Here is an 18,487-nt window from a genome sequence, read left to right on the forward strand (position 1 = left end):
GTAGCTGTTGATGCCGTGGTAGAGGCTGATGGATGGCGAATAGGTATCTACCGCCGAGAAGATAAGACAGTCCTGACGTTCTACATCTGTTCTGTTTCCACACTGATTGAGCACATCACCTTTAGCAGGAACATCGCTTGCCGTAGCGCAATCGGTATCGGAGAGGTCGATGTAGTGATACTTCTTTCCTTCCAACTCCACAGGTTCCTCATCACGACCGATTATCAAACGCCAGTAAAAGTGATTACCCACCTTGTGATAAGTGCCCTTGCGAACATTGAATGATTCAGAACGCACTTGGTCGTTAACCGCGAAGTCGTTATCTACCTCATCACCATCCTGCTCTGCGAGGAAGTAGCATCGGTATGCCTTCTGTGAAACCTCATTATATGTCACAGTAACGGTTTCTACCTTATGAGCCACAACGCCACCCGCAGGTGAGATAATCTCCTTACCACCGATGGTGGAGGTTTTCTTGATTACAAGCTCCTCGAAGATAGCCTTCATTCTCACCTCCAGGTAGTCGGTAATAAGATGCGAGCGACCTTCTGTATCGGGAGTCCACGAGCCTCCGTTCTCATTGTTGGAGTTACCGACAACCAAACCACTTAAAAACTTCTGAATCTTCTCCCAAGTAATAGTTCCGTGAGCGGTGTCGTCAAACTGCTTAGACAGGAAGTTATCACTTCCGTACTTTGCAATAAGGCTTCTTAGTTGAGAAACGGAATATCCACCTCCGTTACCGCTACTTCCTCCGCTTGCAATGATTGTCTGTACATCTTCTTTAAGCTGGGTGATAGTACCCTTAATCACTTGATTACCTAATGTAATCGTTTGTATGAAACCAAAATCAATATTGGTCGATAATTTCAATACTCTTGTTGCAAGTTCATATCCGTGTCCGTCCTTATACGTTACACTCTGACCGATTTGTAGTTGAGGGTTATCTTCCAAGAATACATCAGAATATGATTTAACCTCATAGTTATTCAAATCAGAGAGTAATCGCACAATTCCCTCTTTTGCCTTTTCCAGTAACCTATTTTGAGCATCCTTATAATAGATAGAATCGGACATGGCAATATTGTAGAGAACGGTAATATTGCACTTTAAAGAAGGCATACTTTCTCCACGAGGAATGAGCATATCAGCAGCATTTGTAGGTATGATAACTTCATTATCTTCTTGATAGATAATTTCGTAATCACCAGCCAATACGGAGAATTTACCATCACTAACATCGTCTGACGTGTGCGAAGATGATGCCTCTTTATGATAAGTAAGCTCAAATCCTACATATTCGCCATTAGAGCCACGTCCTGCAAGGGGAGTAGAAAGCGCACCCGTATTAAAATTAGCTTCGAACGAGCAGCCGATATTCTTTCCATTGATAAGTAAATCATCGGTAATCTGAAAGTCGTACCAGTAATGAGTAACGCCATCATCAACTGTTGTATTGATAATCGCCTTCCCTTCTACTTTTTCTGTTGTAGGATAAGCCAATCTCATATACCATACAGTGAAGGTCTTATATTCCTTAATAGACCCATCAGCATTATATGAGATAGGAATTTTCTCATTATTCTCATCAAGCACATACTTAACTCGCCCACGCACATTATATACATAGGTATTGAGTGAAGGGAAAATCTGAGAAAAATCAAGTACCTTCGTAAAGAGAGGTTCATTTATTTTATTCACTCTTAGGTCAAGTGTAGAATACTTATCAATAGAGTAGGAGCGTTCCTTTCCGTCTATTGATATTGTACCATTGCCCTCATCTAATTGCAGACGGATATCGCCAGATGATACATTCTCACCTTTGCTATTTACCTGTGTAATATTTCTTGTACCACCGAAGATAGAAAAAGCGTTATAATAGCTTTCCTTACTATTGTTAATATTTGGTACACCTACATTCTTTCCAACTTCCAAAACAACAGGAGTTGCGCCGACCAAGACTTTACCTATATAGATTATTTCATCATCATAATCAATATGCCATTCACAGTTATCTCCGATAGCATTTGTAATCGCTGTAAGTGCAGAAATAAAATCGTTATCGCTGAATGATACATTGACGGTATTTGCCGTTACATTCGAAAAGATAACTTTCCATCCGCATTCGCCAAACATCAAATCCTTATTAAGGAAATCTGCAATCTTGCCACTGAGAACGGATGTTGTGCCGACGAAAGACCATACATTTTGTTTTACCTCTACATTCTGTGAATTACGGGTATAGATAAAAAATGGGGTCTTAGACAGAATCATCTTTGGGTGCTGAAACTGAGGAGTGTACTTCCAAGAGCATTCATCTGTTTGAATAGGCTCGTATGATTCTAAGAGGAGGAACTTCCTTGTCACTTCTCTTACTTTGTCTATCTTATATGTATAATTAATATACGCACCAACGGGCAAAATAACTTTCTCAGCGGCGGAGAAAGACAGAGAAATGTAATCAGACTTAGACATTTCCTGTTCTCTCTTCGCCGCTGATGTTACTTCTGCTTGCATCAGCAATTTATCGTTTATATCATATATCTTAATCATAACTTAATTCTATCATTCGGGTTATACTCCGTTAATTTGAGTACAAATTTACCTCTTTTTAGACCATAATCACCAAACTGCGAGCATTGCGTGTAAACAAGTTTAAAAACCCTCTTTAAGCGAGGAACTTTTAAGCAAAACTCACCCGAATAAGCTATCTTATTAAGAAAAGCTTCATATTTCTGCAAGTAATCTTCTTCTGAACCGCCTTCAAGAAAGAAAGAGATACTTACGTCACGCTTATCTTTCTTGGCATACTTCGATGTGGCGATAACCGATAGTCCATGCTCTAATCGGCTATTGTTCGTCACATAGCTTTTTACTGGTGCAGGGGTCAGCAAGGCTTCTCGCCAACCCCTTACCAATGTAATACCAAAAGTATCAAGGTCAACGTAAGCAGAATCCGCTTCATCGACCAATTTAATAAAAGCATCATTCTTCATAACTTAATACTTATCCTTCATTAATTTATACATACTTGCGATGTCCTCACGTATCAATATAATAGGTGCAGTATTCTTATTAATTGCTTCCAACTGCTCCAACCCCTGATACTGAATATCTCGCATTTCTGAGATATTGTTATATGTCTGTTCGGCATAGATGCGCAAAAAAGAAACATCAACGGCGATAGCTTTACGAACCTCATTACCTTGCTCTTGGGCAATTTGCACCGCATAACCGATACCGATAAGGCTGCTTGCTTGGTCTGCGGTGATAGCCTCGATACCTTTACCCGTTGCCGTCTGCTGAGATTGCGCCTCTTTATACCCTGTTATTGCAGCAATATTATCTCTTATCTTCAAACCTTCATCAACGATGTTATCATACTCTTTTTTAAGTATATCCAAATCGTCATTAGAGAGCTGTCCTTGCTTCATCTTATCTGCCCATTTTTCATAAAGGGCTTTAAGTCTCTTATTAGCAAGGTCATCAACGGCAAAGTTAAGCATAGACTTATTAAGCATCGTTGTGAAATCATTTGCGAAATCTTGCGCCGATTTACTCATATCCATAAGATTGCTGATAAAGTTGTCCTTTAACGAATCGAAGGTTGTCTGCGTAAGATTCTGATTGATTTTATCAGTCAGCTCTTCAAGCTTCTCGGCAAGGTCGGTATAGTTCTCCCAATACTCAGTTTTATCATACTTACCCTGGTCGGTCATGTTCTTCCACACATCTTGGTTGTATGTACGAATATCCTTCATCTGCTCTGGGGTAAGCTTATAAATATCCTCCAAGGAATTTACCTTGTTTATTGTAGAATTAACATAACCACCTCTGACCGCAGATTGCTGTGCCAACGTGCGATTGATAGCCGCATAGTCCTGCGCCGACAGATTCCAATAATAAGCGTTAGAATGATGCGAGCCGTGGTAACCCATCTGTGATTGAAGAATTTCCATACTCTGCTTATTGATTTGCTTCTGTGCATCATAGGCTTTCTGATAATTGCTTACGGCACTCATTCCCGAAGTCTTATCAATCGAACTCTTCAACTGCTCAATAGAGTATTGCAATCGCTCGTTGGATTCTGTAAGGCGATTTGTAGTCTCTGCAACCTCCTTTGCATTACTTCCATTGCCGATACCAAGAGCACTACCAAGCGATTTGATAGCCCCTACGCCGTTAATAGCTGCCCCAATATAGTTGCCCGTAGCAAAGTCTGATGCTGCTTGCGAACCCTTATTGAAGGCATCTGCACCACTTTTAAGCTTCTTTCCAAGGTCTGAATTGCCGAAACCAAGAGCATCAATCAATTCGCTTGCCTCTTCTAACTTCTTAGCAACATTACCGATGCCTTCCGCCCATTCATTTGCAATCTCCTTAATAGACTTCCTTGCCTTATCTTGTGATACATTTGCATCCTCAAGTGCCTTCTTTACGTCCTTTGTTGCCTTTCCGACCTTTATCTCAGAAACAGCGAGTTCATCAAAGAGTTTCTTTAATCTTCCAAGCTGCTCATTATTGAGGTTCATATTATTCTCATTAAAGAGCATACCCTTATTTTGAGAGGTTATCTTATCTGTGTTTACAGATACTCCCGTCTCGGCAAAGACTTTCTGTATAGCAATCTTCGTAGAAGACTGCTGTTCCTGTGCATTGTATTGCTCAACTGTTGCTTTTCTCAGTCGCTCTTGTGCGTCAGCAGCCTCTTGCAAGAGCCGATTATATTCACGCACCTTTTCATTAGACCATCCCCACTTATCGATTTGCTCCGAGATTGCATCATCAATCTTACCAATCTGTTCAGATACAACCTTCATATCATCAATATCAAGAGTACCCGAACCGAGAAGGTCTTTGAGTTTTTTTCGTAAATCTTCGAGATAAGATTTACTCAATCTTCCCATATCAGAGAAAACAGAATCCCAGTTGATAGAATCCTTGAAATCATTAAAGTTGAGCTTCTTTAGCTGCTCTTCTAGGTCTGTTTTTAGCTTTGCTTCCTCAAAAAGATTGCCTTTTGCTCTTGCTTCTTTGATTTTCTCGTTATATTCCTCAATGATGGCAAGCTTCTGTTGTTCTAAGTTGCCATACTCTTTCAAGTACTCACGATATGATTTTATCTCATCAGCATAAATCTCATTATTATATGCTTCTACAGTCTTTTGCTCAATGATAGTGTACAGCTCTGTAATCTTCTGAATATTCTTCGAATCAAGATGCTTCTTATCGTCCCAAGTCTCAGACTTACCACCCTTTGCCTTGATAACAGATTGCTGCGCCTCAAATTCTGCTTTCTGTCGGTCACGCTCTGCCTTGATAGCTGCATTCTTTCGCTCTTCAATCTGCTCAATTTCTTTGGATAGCTCTCTTTTGCGCTCGGCAATGACCTTCTCTTCGCCTTCTTTCATCGCCTTAATCTTAGCATCGGTTACTTCCTGTTCCAAAGATTGCCAAGCTTTTGCTCTCTCATAAGCATTCTTATAGATAACATTATCAAGCTTCCCCTCTGCTGAATCAATCTGCTTTTGCTGAGTAGCATCCTTTTTTGAATCCGATTTTGATTTATTTGCGAGAGAACGTTTCGCTGCCTCCTCTTGTCTTATGAGCATTCTCTGTTCACTATTCTGCTGAACTTGCGTTCTCAGTACCTGTATTCTAAGTTCACGCTCTGCGGCAATATCTTGCAATGATTTAGTGTGCAGATTTGCTTGTTTTTCATGCAATTCTACGAGTTTCTGCTGCTGTTTTATCTGATAATCATATTTCTGCCTAACAAGTGCTCTTGCCTCCTCAATGGCTGCAATTTTTTCCTTACCTTGCAACGAATATATCTTATTCTTTATCTCGGCGATTTTTTCGTCAAGTTTATACTGCTCCTCTGTATTCTTTTTGATGGAAATCTGTGTTTCTTGTATCTTACCAGCAAGAGAAGCTGCTTCCTTTGCTTTAGAAAGTATTCCATTTAAAGAAGGTGCTAACTTCTTTGCTAAATCATCACCTGCAAAAGCATCATAAGCAGTCTTAGCAACACCAATCGCTCCCGAAACACTCGTCTTGAATGCGCCAATAACAGTCTCACCAGCACCCTTAATTCCATCCCAAGTTTTTTTGAGACCAGCGGTAAAGGTGTCCCAATCCATATTTAACACACCTTTAATGGTCGTTCCGAGACCTCCAATAAGATTCACCGCTGCTTTCACGGCAGTTTTGAACGTCTTCACGAAGTTATTACCGAAGTCACGAAGAGGAGCGTTTGGCTTAGTGAAGCACTTGTACAAGTATTCTCCAAAGATAATCACAATATCTGTGATAGACTTAGCAAGAGAACCAAAGTAAGCCATCAGCTTTGTATAGACCTTCTGACCCTCTGCGGATTTTGTCATCCATGTATGCACCGCCTTGAAAGCAAGAGCGATTGCTGCAATTACCGCACCCACAGGTGTTGCACACATTCCCCATAGAGCCTTCGTTACAGACTTGATAGCGGTAAGAGACCCCGTTACGGGAATACCAAGAGCCTTGAAAGCTTCGCCGACCTTACCAATCTCACCTTGCAACTTACCATTGGCAGTCATTACATTGATGATACCGTCTTTAAAATCACTTAGACCAGACTTTGCTTGTGAGAACTCCTCACTAAAACGCTGACCGATGGAAGAACCGCTTACTTTTGCTTTCAGCTCATCAATAGGTTGAGTTATTTTATCTTTTATGCTCTGTCCGAAATCGGAAATCTTCTGCCCGAAATCAGAAATCTGATTGCGCAATCTACCGATAAAAGTCTCTTCGTTCTTCTCACGGATAGCCTCTTGCAATACAGATATATTATTCTTTGTCTTTTCAATCTCAGACTGTAGTTTCTGCAAGTCTTCTTTCTGCTTTTCTCCAAGTGGCTTTCCATCCATCTTAGAAGCTTCTGCTTCTAAATCTTGCAATTTCTGCTTACTCTCATCAATCTTAGAAGTTAATTCTGATAACGATGTGTCCTCAACATTGATTTTAACAGTTGATGTTGCATCAGACTGAACGATGGTTGAACCACCCTGAATCTTATTCGCAGCTTCGAGAAGAGCATTGTATTGCTGAAGGTCTGCATTAAGTCGCTGCTGTTCTGTTTGCCAATTATTGATTTTTGATTGAAGGGCATCAATATTTGCCTGTGCTTTCTCAATAAGCTGATTGTAATAGTTAGCACCATTTCCCGTTTCGTTATCCGCAGCAGAAAGATTTGCAAGAGCATTCTTGTAGCTCTCAATCTTTGATTTCTGTACCTCAATCTTCTTTGTTGCCTCCTCAATATTTTTGGCAAAATCAGTCGTGCTAAGTTTGTTCTGAATATCTTCAATGGTCTTCTCGTACAACTTCATATCCGCTTTCAGCTCCTTTGCACTCTCGGATTGCATTCGTTCAATCTCAGCACGACCCGAAGCAACGGAAATATATTGCTGCAAAGCTTCTGTCAGATGTCTAGTTGCCTCTACGTTCTGATTTTCCGCTTCGGCATTCTGTGTTGCCGCCTCGGCATTTGCTACGTGAGCTGCTGCTTCTGCTGATGTAGCGGTTGCTGCCGTTGTAGCCGTAGCCCCTACGGCAATATTCGTTGCGGATTGAACACCATTTGCGCTTGTGCTTGCAACGGAGAAAGCACTCAACGCTTGATACGCACCATTTACCTGAGAGATAGAGTTTCTCACACCATCATAAGATTCAATAAGGTCTTTTACATCACCTTTCGCCAATTCCAAAGAATGCTTTTGAGCATCAATCTGCTTAGTAAGCGAACCGAATGCCTCTGAGCCTTTTTCCGTCTTAGCTAACTGCTCGTTAAGTTTACCGATAGTACCTTCAATGGTTTCTACTCGTTTATTGGCAGTATCAATCATTTCTGGTACTACCTGTATCCCCTTTGTGGCTTCATCCATAGCAGATTTGAGAACCTGCATAGCCTTGGTGGTCTTTGTTGCAAGGTCTTCATCGGATTGCGCCACATCGTTAAGTGCCTTATTCATTCTCTGAGATAAAGCTTCTGTATCAACGCCGACACGGTTCAAACCATCACACAGCTTATCAAGTGATGCTTGAATATCGGAAATATCCATCTGTCCGCTGATTCCAAGTATTTCATCTGCTGCTGCCATATTGTTAATTTATTTGTGTGATTATTACATCATGCCCATAAAGAAATCATTAGCAGAGATTGGCTCATCTATCTTATGATACTCTTTTTGTGGCTTTTTTTGCTGTCTGCTGCCTTTTCTCGGTTCGTCTTTGGTATTTGTATTAAAGGACGGAATCGAGCGGTTAAGCAGTATAATATTAAGGTATGAGCGATTAAATACGACCTCCTCGTAACTCATACGAAAGTACTTCATTACTGCTCCGATTGTTGCCCACGGGGAGTCGTTTTCGGCTCCGTCATTATCTTCGTCTGGGTCAGGAAAGTTATAGAGGTTAAGAAAAAATTTGCATTAAACGAACCGCTGATGAACTTCACAAGCTCATTGAATGCCATAATATCAAGGTGCTTGCGTATATATCGCCCCCATACCTTGCGTGCCCACTTCTTTCGAAAGGCGCACACGATAAAAATCTCGCTCATTAAACGAGCCGTCTCAGAGTGCTCAAACAAAAGAGGGATGATATTCATCATATCGCCTTCTTTCCATGTTGGTTCTTTGATAGAGTTACCGAATACACCCATTTCATAAATCTGCATAAAGGTAAGTGGCTTCACTTTAAAGCGAAACATACCAACCTTAATCTTTACAGATGCCTCGGAAAGCGTTTTTGCTACCTTTTCCTTATCTGATGTTTTCATATCAAAATATGTTTTATAACATAAAAAGCGGTGCGGCTTGGGAAAGTTCCCTTACCTCACCGCCTTTTGAAGTTTAATTTTAAATCATATAAAAGATAAAAGCTTTACTTACTTCGCAATAGCCGCAGCACTAATATCCTTTGTGAGGATATTGCGATGACCGCTCTTCTTGTCACCCTTTGCATCGAATACCGCCATCTGACGGAACTCAATGTTAAGATTAGGAAGTCCACTCTTACCGATAGAACCACTGCGAGTGATTGTAAGTTTCATCTTAGACCACTGGAAGGTACGAGAAGGAATATCATCCAAATTTTTTGTTACAATCTGTACAGCCTTGTAAATCTCGGTTTCTTGCGGAAGCTCATTCAACCAAGCATCCTTACCACCAGTACCAGAATCCTTTGTGTAACCAAGAAGCTTCGTAAAGTTTTCTTCTGAGAAATCGTATGTCTGCAAGGTAAAGCCCTTTGTTGCTGCTGATGTGGTCAGCACTGCGTAAGGGTCTTCTGAATCCTCAACCTCTACATCCGATGTCTGTGCTGCCTGGTCGTTAAAACTCAAGCTACCAGAAACGACAGCCTTAATTTTGTCGCTCCATGTTGTTGGGTAGCCGCCATTTTCGACACAATCGGCAAAACTGAAGCTTTCCAAGCCATATACACCATTCTTTGCCATAGTTTTATTCTTTTAAATTATTATACGTTACATTAAATTTCATATTGATGTAATAAGTGTTATCACTATCACGAGTAGGGCGAGAGATAGAATAGAAATCGAAGTAACAGCCACCGAGGTAAGTACCGTCACCAAACAGAGAAAGAATCTTCTCCGAGTAATCAGAGAGCTTCTTTATGTTAGGTAGATTTGATAAGGTCTTAGGGCAATGAATATTCAAATTCACTACACCCTCATTAATAGCATCACTATACACAAAGGGAAGATGATTGATTGCGATATAATCACAAACCGCCAACTTCTCGGGTATCTCATATTTAAAGATACGACCTTTCTTTATGCCTATTCTCTCAACATTATCATTGAGATACTTAAATAATGCCGTAACGGCTGTATCACCGAGTATCATATCTAACTATCGCTTTTAATCATTTCAGCTACTTCTTCAAAAATCTTCTTCATTTCGTCACGAAGGAAATACTTTGTAAGGTGTAAGACATTGTAACCTTTATCCTCTACATGTTTTCCGTAATTCATACCAGCAACAATGACGAGAGAGTACCCTTTGGGTGCTACTACCCCTTCTTTCTGTGCATACTCACTGAGTGCAGCACTTACGCCTTCCTGTCCTCCTTCCGCTTCTTCTGCCTTTGGAATCTTACCAACTGCCGAGGTAATGAGTTGCCCATCAAGGTAGAGAGCGAAAGAAATTGAGTTCTTCAAATTTGCAGTTCGGTCTTGATAACCTTTGTTTTCTTTAGAGTAGGTGACCGCTTCTTCGGCAAGTTGCATCAAACGCATATTAAGATAACTGATAATCTGCTGCCTCTTTTCGTTCAGCCTTTTCTGTAAGGCTTCACGACCTTTGATTTGTAATTCAACCTTTGCCATATTGCCGCCTATTAGAGCCAAATTCTAAGATAGCGTTTCTTTAAGGTTACGAAGCCTTTAACCTCCATTTCCTTATCAATCGTGCCATCTTTCTTGGTTATCCAAACCTTTTCGCCTTCCTTCGGTATGAGAGGGTATTTTGCTTTTGAGAGAGGAGCATAGATTTCGTGTGAATACACGTACTGCTGCCCGTCTGCCAGAGTGATAATCTTCGCCTGCGAATTAGGCAAAATAACGCACTTTCCAAAGGTTTGCCATTCTTCTTCTGGTTGTTCGATAGGATTTCCGTCCTCATCAAAGCCATCTTGTGGAGCACCTTTTACTTTAAGTATATCGTCAAAGTTCATACGCTATCTATTTGATTACCATACCTTCACACTCTGAACCCAATAATCATCAGAAGTACTATCAATAACAAGGTCAGCATCCAATCCAGCATCCTTCGCAATAGATTTAATCATCTTATCAATGAGATTCTTGTCGTTCTTGTAACTCTGAGAGATACCGCCAACATTCTCACTTGATAATGGATTCATCTTGTAGAGGATACGCATAGCCGTATAGGCTACGGGTTTCTTTACCGCTACAGAGTATTCATCAGCCACGGATGCCGTGATGCTAAACTTATCAACAGCATCAATAAACATCTTCTCCAAAGTCTCATCAGAGGTAGAGAAAGGCTGAATCTCGCTTGCTATGGCTTCTGAAATTGTCATGCTAATCTTGTTATTTTATGAAGTTTCACTTATTAAATCAAAATATTCAAACACTACAATTACTCACCAAACTGACTCACATCCATGATAAAATAATCGTTGATGCCGTTGAAAACAGGCTGTGCCCACATTTCGTTTGTAAGGTGATAACCCTTCTTGTCACGCCAGTAACCAACGAGATTATTGTCATAAGAAGCGTAAGATACACCAGGAATTGGGTCGATAGACTCCAGAGGGTCAGCTTCTTTGACGATAGCAATATTATCGGCACATTGTGCAACAACCATATTGTCAGGAATAAGATTTTCTGTCTTGCCATTTGGCAAAGTAACAAAAATATCCTCATCAATCTGAATTGTTGGCAACAGAACAGAACGCAGATAGATATTTACCTGGTCAGTCGAGAGCATTGGTACTGTAGGATTAAGTTGAACAGAACCAAGATTCAACTTGAAGACGTTTTTAATCTCATCTGCCTGACACATAGAATAGAAAGTATTCTCGCTCATACGAAGCTTCATAATCTTTCTACCCTTAGACTTAACAAGGTCTTTGAGTGCCTTTATATCCTTGAACGGAGTAGCATTGTTAGCTCCCCACTTAGCAGTAGTTGCTTTCAATTTCTCTACATCAAGGTCAAAAGTGTAAGACACGTTTGCTTTAGAGTTATTTGTGCGAGATACAGTCTGAGTACCTTTATACAAACCTTCGTAATAGAGCATATCAATACGCTTATGAGGGGCGATAGTTGCAAGCTCGAAAGGTTTGAAGGAATACTTAATCAGCTTATCATACTCGGCATTGAGCTGAGACTGGGTGTAGTTTTTATTACCCGCGATATCTTTGTACTTGCCTTCCAAGTAATGCATCTGGTCGAGATAATCATTATCAAGCTCCCACTCGTCGGCAATACGACCAATAGAGCCAGTAAGCTGACCGAAGTCGGGCATAGTATGCAAAGGACGTTCACCATTCTTTGATACAACCGAACCAACCATAGCGGCAGTGTACTCAGCGAGGTTTGCCTGATATACCTTAGCGGCACAATACTCAATATCCTTAATTTCTTCTTTCCACTTAGCCTTGTAAGTGGAAGTCTTCATGTATTCATTAATGTAGGTCTGAAAAGACTTTGGGTCTTGCAGAGTTTTCAAAATACTATTCATAATCTATAATCTCCACTTTAAAAGGTTACTGAATCTTGAACAAAGCGATACCAACAGAATTGATACCTACCTTAATATCATCATTGATAGGGTAAGGGAGCGAATCTTCCTCTACCTCCATTACCTGTAAGGTAGGAGTCGCTGCGATAGAAGACTCTTGGTCTCTTACATCGAGAGTGTCGTATGAGAAGCCAAGAAGTACGTCCTTAGTCTTATCATAGTCTGAAACAACCGCATTTGCGGCAATCGCATTATCAAGTGATGATACAGTTAATGTATCTACACCATCAGCAGAGGTAATTGCTGAAATGGTTGCACCAGCAATCTTGTCTCCAATCTTGAATAAAGAACCGCTGGCAATTTTCAAAGTAGTAGCAGCCTTATCAGCCTTCTCTGTAGCCTTTGCAGTCTTCACAACCTGCGCCTTTCCGCCAGTTACAAGTCTGAGAACTGTACCCTTTGCAATCCACTTTAAAGTGTTTGGAAGATTAGTGCGGTCAAGGTCGTAACCACCCTGTCTGCGAAGGCACTGCTCTTCAAGCCAAAGAGCTTCCTTGATATTCTCTGGCTTGGTTTTATGCAAAAAATAACCTTTGTTTGACATAATTTTCTTCTTTTTAAGAGTTTAACATAATTCATTAGTAATGCCTTACTCCGTTGGAGCATTACGCTCCGAGAAGCCTTGCATCTTCTTAATGAAATCATTCTGCTCATCTTCGAGAGAAGTTGCCTTAGGGGCTTCAACGAAACTGCCGCTTGCAACAAGCGACTGCTTCAATGCAGTCCAATCATCAGCACATTGCTGTGCGAGAGTTTCAAGGTTCTCCTCCTTGTCGAGCTGATAACGTGAACGGAACTGCTCTGGGATATCCTTCAACTTATCACTCTTGCCGAAAAGGTCATTGAGACGTGCTCTTTCTTCCTTTTCCTTGTATGGAGCAATGGCTGCGGCTACAGCATCGCTAACTGCTTTCTTAGTATTCTCAGCAATCATCTGCTGAACCTGCTCTTGCGTAAGCCCTGTTGGAGGAACTGGAGGAGTAGGAGGAACTGGAGGAGTTGGCTTATTGTTAGGGTCGTTAGGGTCAATCCATCCATCGAATTTCTTCGTTGTCTCGCTGACCGCACGATTGAATGATGATTGCATCATACCAACATAAGGTTCAACCGCCGTGATAGCACTCGTTACATCCTCGTCCTTTGACTCATCTGTTAGACCACGACTTGCAACAATCAGGTCAACCAGCTTTGAAAGTTCATCCTTCTTCAAACCATACTTTGCAAATGATGTTTTGGCAGAAGCAAGCACTTTTTCTTTTATTGTCATAGTAATTCTATTTTAAACGTTAATAAATAAATAATTTCTGATTGCAAAATTACTATTTCTATTAATAAAATAATAATAAATAATAAAAGCTGTGTAAACAAATGCTATTTTTGGCGATTTTCTTGCGGTCTAAGCGATTTTCTTTTAGTTTATGTATAGTTATTAAGAAACAAAAATAAAAGGCAAGATAGCCAATATTCTTGGTTACTTTGCCTTGCGTTGTATTAAATCTATCTTTGCCTTAACCTTCTGCGGATTCCTAGCATCGTGATTGCTCAATCTCACTACATGATACCCGAGCCGCCATATACCCGAAGAGCGATTACCATCCTTGCGCTTTTGGTCTTTAGTAAAATGATAGCCACCATCAAGCTCAATAATCGTCTTTATCTCGGGCAGATATATGTCTGCGAAGTATAGTTTCCTGCCCGTGACTATCGGCTGCTGTGGTATTACCTTATATCCTAATCGAGTGCAGATTTTCGCCGCAGCCTTCTCCGCATCGGTTGTATGCGAAAGGAGGTCGCAGCGAATTTGTCTGATAAGAGCCTTGCTTATCTTCATTGCTGATTTTGCTCTATGAGAGGTAAGTTGCCATGCTTCTTCAACTCCTCGTAAAGAAACAATCTTCCTTTCTGAGTCCATTTTGTGTGCATCACCGAGCCATTCGTTCCGTTTCGATGAACGATAGGTACAGTATCAGATTGCACATAACCATAAGGAAGGTACTTTGCGTACAATATCCACTGACCGCCAACCTTATGTTGAATGCCAAAATTACGAAGCAAGACATTGAACGCCTTTGCTGACTGACCGTAGTCCTGTGCAATTTGCGTTGTCGTTACAGTCTCATTGCTTGATAGAATCTTATCTACATAAGTTACCTTTGGTTGCATCTCGGATATAGCGCCGTTCAACTCTACGATTTCCTTTGAGCTTGCTTCAAGTTGTTTCTGTTGCTCTTCAATTTTTTGTTGCTGTTTTGCAGCCAACATCAGAGCCTCGGCAAATGACTGTGGCACTTGATATTGCTCACATTGTTTGATTTCTAGTTCTTCCCAACGAAGAATCAATTTCGCTCTTGCCTCGTCATTGAACTTAGTGGCGACATACAAGCACTCGGTTTTGTTTAGAATGTAGCAAGGGCGGTCTTGGTTGTTTGCGTCCTTGTATGAGCCGAGCGGAAATTTCCGTTGGGCTACTTTTTCCCAAGCAGCTTCCATGTTTCTGATAGCTTCAAGAACATCAGAATGCCGCTTACCTGTAACCTCGGCAATTTCAAGCGAGGTCATGGTTTCTTTCTTTATCAACTCTTTCATATCTTTACTATTTTTGATTTTCTAACATTTTTATCTCATCTTTTAGATAGAAGATTGCCTTACTCAAATCCTGCACTCTCTGTTCACGCTCGGAAAGATTCATTTCCTTCTTTCCCTTGCTTAAAAGATACTTTACTGCCGAGCCGCAGTTGAAATCAAGGTATCGGCAAATATCAATCGGCTCTATGCCGCAGAGTTCCTTTAACCAAGCGTAATGGTTAAGATGATTAACCATTTCTTCCTTTTCCTCTGTAACGATAGTGCCGTTTTTTGCAATCTCTTCAAACTGAATAGGGATATTCTTTTCGTATGGAAGATTATATTCGTCTGCTATAATATTGCATTCAACAATAGATTTATCTACCTTGATAACTTGCAATCTGAGAGGGAGAATATTGGCTAACGAATATCTTTTTTCTCCGATGTTATAAGTGTAAATTTCTAGTTCGTCATTTACATGGACTACCTTACCAGGCTCTATTGGTAAGGTAAATACCAGCCCTTCACGTATCTTCATTGATTCTATCATAACTCTTACTTTTTAAAAGGTTTATTAACTGATGATTCCTGTAATAATGGATGCATACATCTTACAACCCTTGTTTCTGTATTGTTTTTCTTCTGATACCTACAAAGATTGCATTCAATAGCACCGACCTTATGTATAGCGTGCGTATATTGCCCACATTCACCGAAAGGGCAATCTGTTGCATATTCAATACCGCCGTGAATAAACTCACGCACCTCATATTTAACTGCCGTATTCGGCTTCTTTTCTTTCTTTGGGTATAACATATTATCTTATCTCAATTTTGATTTTATAAATCGACTTCTGCTTCAAGTTTTCCGTGCCATCAAGCAAAAGATGAGCAATGATGTTATCTACGGATTCGCTGATAGCTCTCTTCGTATATTCGCGATAACTGCCGTCTTCTTTTTCTTGATAGACGTTTACACTGCCAGAGCTATCATCTGTGACAATAACCCCATTATCGGCGAACTCTAGCTTAAAATTAAGTTTTTCCATATAATTATTTTTTTTGTTCCATAAAATGTTTCTGTTGTATTAACATCATTCTTGTAATCAGATTCTGCATCTTTTCGATAATAAACTTCGGGGTCTCCGAAGTTCTGATAAAGAAAGGATGCTTTCCTCTCTTATGTCTATTGAAGAACAATGTATCGTCTTCACCCTCTATCTTAACAGCAATCATATACTGACCGATGAAGAGGTGGGCACTTCCCTCTTTTCTCTTTCGAGGTGTGGTGTACTTGATGCCGTTTTCGTCTAAGAAAGACATCAGCTTCTTTAATTTCGTTTCATTTTTCATCTTGCATATCTCCTGTAGTTTAGTTATCACTTAACATTTTCTCAACTTCATCATCGTATTTGTTTCTTTTACACCAAGTAGTGAGGTCAAAGATTACTTCCGCATCCTTTCTAAAGCTTTTGTATAAGCTCAGATATTTTTTCCTTGTTTGTGCGTTAGCTTTTCTCGCCTCGTTAAAAAAGGCGAAGTAATTTTTAAAATATTCCGAGTGTATTGTGATAACATCGGCATTCTCGCATTTTTGCATCATAAACAGTATCGCTTCTACAATAACGACTGCCTTTGAAGCACAATAGATGTGATTCTTTTCTTTTGCTACAACTTCTCCGTTCTTAATGATGATAACTGAAAATTTTCCTATTGCGAACTTATCTTCATAATCACAACTTACATAGCACTCATATCCAACAAGTTCTTTTGCTGGTGTGAGGTAAGTATCGAGCCAATTTTTCTTTTTCTCCATTTCGTATCTCCTGTGTTATTATATAATCGGGTGGGGGCGTATGTGCGCCCGTATGTGCGCCCGTTAGTTAATTATTCCTTGGGGCTGTCGCCCCCTATAAGGGAATAAATTAAATTAAAGCTTTCATCCCTTATTTTATTATTTTTGATTTTACCTAAACTACATTTTCGCCTCCTTTCTTCTCATTCCATGACGAGATATTGATATCGCATCGTCCATATGCATACGATAGATATTCGATTCAATGGAAAATGCACTTCTTTTTTTTGCGCTTATCACTATCACAGAACCTTCAATATCCGTGATAGCCATATTATTTGTACATACCTTTGCATCGCACCTTATTTCCTTTATTCTTGTGCGCTTATTGATGATACCTCTGTTTACAAGCTGATTTGTGACTTTGAATGCTTGGTACATCGTGCCATAGATAACGTCCTTGATTCTGTCATAAGATAAACCTTTGTTAGAACTAAATTTCTTTCTCAACATACGACTTTCACGTTTGAGAGCCTTGCGAACAGTCTTCGCATTTCTCCCATTCGTCCCCTTATTGTGCGTATTGATTACGTCTTCTTGCATTCTAACTTGGTTCTCCATAACAATCCTTCTCAAAAGGTTTTTGAGGGCAGGGAATGTCATCTTCGTCAAATCATCCTTGCGAAGCTTATAACTATATCCATCATTTGAATGTATGCTGCGTGCAATGAATCTCTTCTTTCCGTTTTTCTCTTCAAAACGGAAATACCCTATCTTGCAACCATATTCAAGCAGTCTCTTCAATTTATTATTGTCAATATGCAATAATTTAGCGCAATGATTATATGATACAAGATTAAGGTCTGATGAGCGGAATAAGAGCTTTATTTTAAGAAGCAAGCAGAAGGCATCTAAGCGATTCTTATCGCTCAGAGCAAACTTAGCTTCTTGTATTCCTATTCTTATTCTTTTCATCGTTATATATATATTAATGTAAAAACCAAACAGATGAAAGGTGCTATCTATCATTCTGCTTGGTTTGTATATCGAACCCTTTCACTTGTGTTGATTGGGCATATATGATTCTTTTCTTTGCTTGGAAAATAGCACTTTCCTTTTTATGCCGCAAAATTATAAAGAAAATCCGAGATAATCGTTTAAAATCTATTAAAAAACTAATAGATAGTATTAATAAATTAAAAATTGCTATTAATAAATTTGGTAATCTGAGAGAAAGTTATTAATTTTGCGGTATCAAAGTTAATAAAATAGCTTTTGATACATATAATTAATGTAGAAATTATTAATAAATTAAAAATAGGAGATACGAAAAAATGAAAAAAGGAAAAGACATGATGAATCCAAGTAATTGGAGAATCGAAGATGTAAAGAATGCGGTACAGGTAGCAGTTCTTGCCGCTAGTGGAATTATCTTAGCGTATGCCACTATTTGGTTCGCTTACTAAAAGAAGGAGGTAATATGGAGATAGTAACAACGTTGGTTAAATTCCGTTGTCGCAAAGATGTGATGATGGAACATTCAAAGAATGCTCAGATTTTCCTTTTCAACGGAAAGGAAGGTAAGACAAAGGTCTTCGTGCCTAAGTCTAAACTGATTATCAAGGATGATGCCTTAGATAGTAACTATAATCTTTGCATCATACCTAAATGGGTATTCCTTAATACAAAGAACCTTTCGCAGAATGTTGAGTTGGTAGGAGAAACGCAACACATGGAAGTTCTTAATGATATTGAAGATTAATAGTATATATCAATACTCTGTTAATTCTTATGTA

General features: G+C 39.7%; 20 protein-coding genes and 1 pseudogene. 1 reads left to right on the forward strand and 20 read right to left on the reverse strand.

The genetic code is table 11. The features are described 5' to 3' along the window. The 20 genes and pseudogenes from DW657_RS13620 to DW657_RS13720 form a co-directional block, all read right to left on the reverse strand. Positions 1-2,553, reverse strand: a pseudogene (locus DW657_RS13620) (hypothetical protein); the annotation flags it as partial. After that, positions 2,550-2,996, reverse strand: a complete 447-nt coding sequence (locus DW657_RS13625) for a hypothetical protein (RefSeq protein ID WP_118313025.1) — start codon at positions 2,994-2,996, stop codon at positions 2,550-2,552. The pseudogene DW657_RS13620 and the gene DW657_RS13625, both read right to left, overlap by 4 nt. A 3-nt stretch (positions 2,997-2,999) precedes the next feature. After that, positions 3,000-8,141 (reverse strand): hypothetical protein, encoded by a 5,142-nt coding sequence (locus DW657_RS13630; RefSeq protein ID WP_118313026.1) that lies wholly within the window; start codon positions 8,139-8,141, stop codon positions 3,000-3,002. 233 nt (positions 8,142-8,374) lie between these two features. Next, positions 8,375-8,821 (reverse strand): hypothetical protein, encoded by a 447-nt coding sequence (locus DW657_RS13640; protein WP_118313028.1) that lies wholly within the window; start codon positions 8,819-8,821, stop codon positions 8,375-8,377. Between the two features lie 108 nt (positions 8,822-8,929). Next, on the reverse strand, positions 8,930-9,499 hold the full coding sequence (locus DW657_RS13645) for a hypothetical protein (protein ID WP_118313029.1): 570 nt from the start codon (positions 9,497-9,499) through the stop codon (positions 8,930-8,932). Positions 9,500-9,503: 4 nt separating this feature from the next. Then, positions 9,504-9,908: a hypothetical protein gene (locus tag DW657_RS13650; RefSeq protein ID WP_118313030.1), complete on the reverse strand. Its 405-nt coding sequence runs from the start codon at positions 9,906-9,908 to the stop codon at positions 9,504-9,506. A gap of 2 nt (positions 9,909-9,910) precedes the next feature. Beyond that, the gene (locus DW657_RS13655; RefSeq protein WP_147381948.1) at positions 9,911-10,390 is read right to left on the reverse strand and encodes a hypothetical protein; all 480 of its coding nucleotides are present in this window, start codon (positions 10,388-10,390) and stop codon (positions 9,911-9,913) included. 11 nt (positions 10,391-10,401) lie between these two features. Next, the gene (locus DW657_RS13660) at positions 10,402-10,737 is read right to left on the reverse strand and encodes a hypothetical protein (RefSeq protein WP_118313032.1); all 336 of its coding nucleotides are present in this window, start codon (positions 10,735-10,737) and stop codon (positions 10,402-10,404) included. Between the two features lie 15 nt (positions 10,738-10,752). Beyond that, positions 10,753-11,106, reverse strand: coding sequence for a hypothetical protein (locus DW657_RS13665; protein ID WP_118313033.1), 354 nt, complete (start codon positions 11,104-11,106; stop codon positions 10,753-10,755). 59 nt (positions 11,107-11,165) lie between these two features. Further along, a complete protein-coding gene (locus tag DW657_RS13670) occupies positions 11,166-12,272 on the reverse strand; it encodes a hypothetical protein (protein ID WP_147381949.1) in 1,107 nt (368 codons plus the stop codon). A gap of 25 nt (positions 12,273-12,297) precedes the next feature. Then, positions 12,298-12,876, reverse strand: coding sequence for a hypothetical protein (locus DW657_RS13675; RefSeq protein ID WP_118313035.1), 579 nt, complete (start codon positions 12,874-12,876; stop codon positions 12,298-12,300). 45 nt (positions 12,877-12,921) lie between these two features. Continuing rightward, positions 12,922-13,599, reverse strand: a complete 678-nt coding sequence (locus tag DW657_RS13680; protein ID WP_118313036.1) for a hypothetical protein — start codon at positions 13,597-13,599, stop codon at positions 12,922-12,924. A gap of 204 nt (positions 13,600-13,803) precedes the next feature. Continuing rightward, complete coding sequence (locus DW657_RS13685; RefSeq protein ID WP_158577382.1) at positions 13,804-14,163, reverse strand: endonuclease domain-containing protein; 360 nt, start codon at positions 14,161-14,163, stop codon at positions 13,804-13,806. Then, positions 14,160-14,918: a phage regulatory protein/antirepressor Ant gene (locus DW657_RS13690; protein WP_118313038.1), complete on the reverse strand. Its 759-nt coding sequence runs from the start codon at positions 14,916-14,918 to the stop codon at positions 14,160-14,162. Before DW657_RS13690 ends, DW657_RS13685 begins: the two co-directional genes overlap by 4 nt. 7 nt (positions 14,919-14,925) lie before the next feature. After that, positions 14,926-15,447 carry a hypothetical protein gene (locus DW657_RS18195; protein WP_199658365.1) on the reverse strand — a complete coding sequence of 174 codons (522 nt, stop codon included), beginning with the start codon at positions 15,445-15,447 and terminating at the stop codon, positions 14,926-14,928. Positions 15,448-15,452: 5 nt separating this feature from the next. Continuing rightward, the gene (locus tag DW657_RS18425; RefSeq protein WP_118313039.1) at positions 15,453-15,713 is read right to left on the reverse strand and encodes a hypothetical protein; all 261 of its coding nucleotides are present in this window, start codon (positions 15,711-15,713) and stop codon (positions 15,453-15,455) included. 1 nt (position 15,714) lies between these two features. Beyond that, a complete protein-coding gene (locus DW657_RS13705; protein WP_118313040.1) occupies positions 15,715-15,945 on the reverse strand; it encodes a hypothetical protein in 231 nt (76 codons plus the stop codon). A 4-nt stretch (positions 15,946-15,949) separates the two neighbouring features. After that, on the reverse strand, positions 15,950-16,249 hold the full coding sequence (locus DW657_RS13710) for a hypothetical protein (RefSeq protein ID WP_118313041.1): 300 nt from the start codon (positions 16,247-16,249) through the stop codon (positions 15,950-15,952). Between the two features lie 19 nt (positions 16,250-16,268). Next, the gene (locus tag DW657_RS13715; protein WP_118313042.1) at positions 16,269-16,712 is read right to left on the reverse strand and encodes a hypothetical protein; all 444 of its coding nucleotides are present in this window, start codon (positions 16,710-16,712) and stop codon (positions 16,269-16,271) included. Between the two features lie 159 nt (positions 16,713-16,871). Next, a complete protein-coding gene (locus tag DW657_RS13720; RefSeq protein ID WP_147381950.1) occupies positions 16,872-17,666 on the reverse strand; it encodes a hypothetical protein in 795 nt (264 codons plus the stop codon). Positions 17,667-18,171: 505 nt separating this feature from the next. Here DW657_RS13720 and DW657_RS13725 point away from each other — a divergent pair. Next, positions 18,172-18,453 (forward strand): hypothetical protein, encoded by a 282-nt coding sequence (locus tag DW657_RS13725; RefSeq protein ID WP_118313044.1) that lies wholly within the window; start codon positions 18,172-18,174, stop codon positions 18,451-18,453. Positions 18,454-18,487: the final 34 nt, after the last annotated feature.

Origin of the sequence: Prevotella sp. AM23-5, assembly GCF_003473645.1 — a bacterium.
GTDB lineage: Bacteria > Bacteroidota > Bacteroidia > Bacteroidales > Bacteroidaceae > Prevotella > Prevotella copri_A.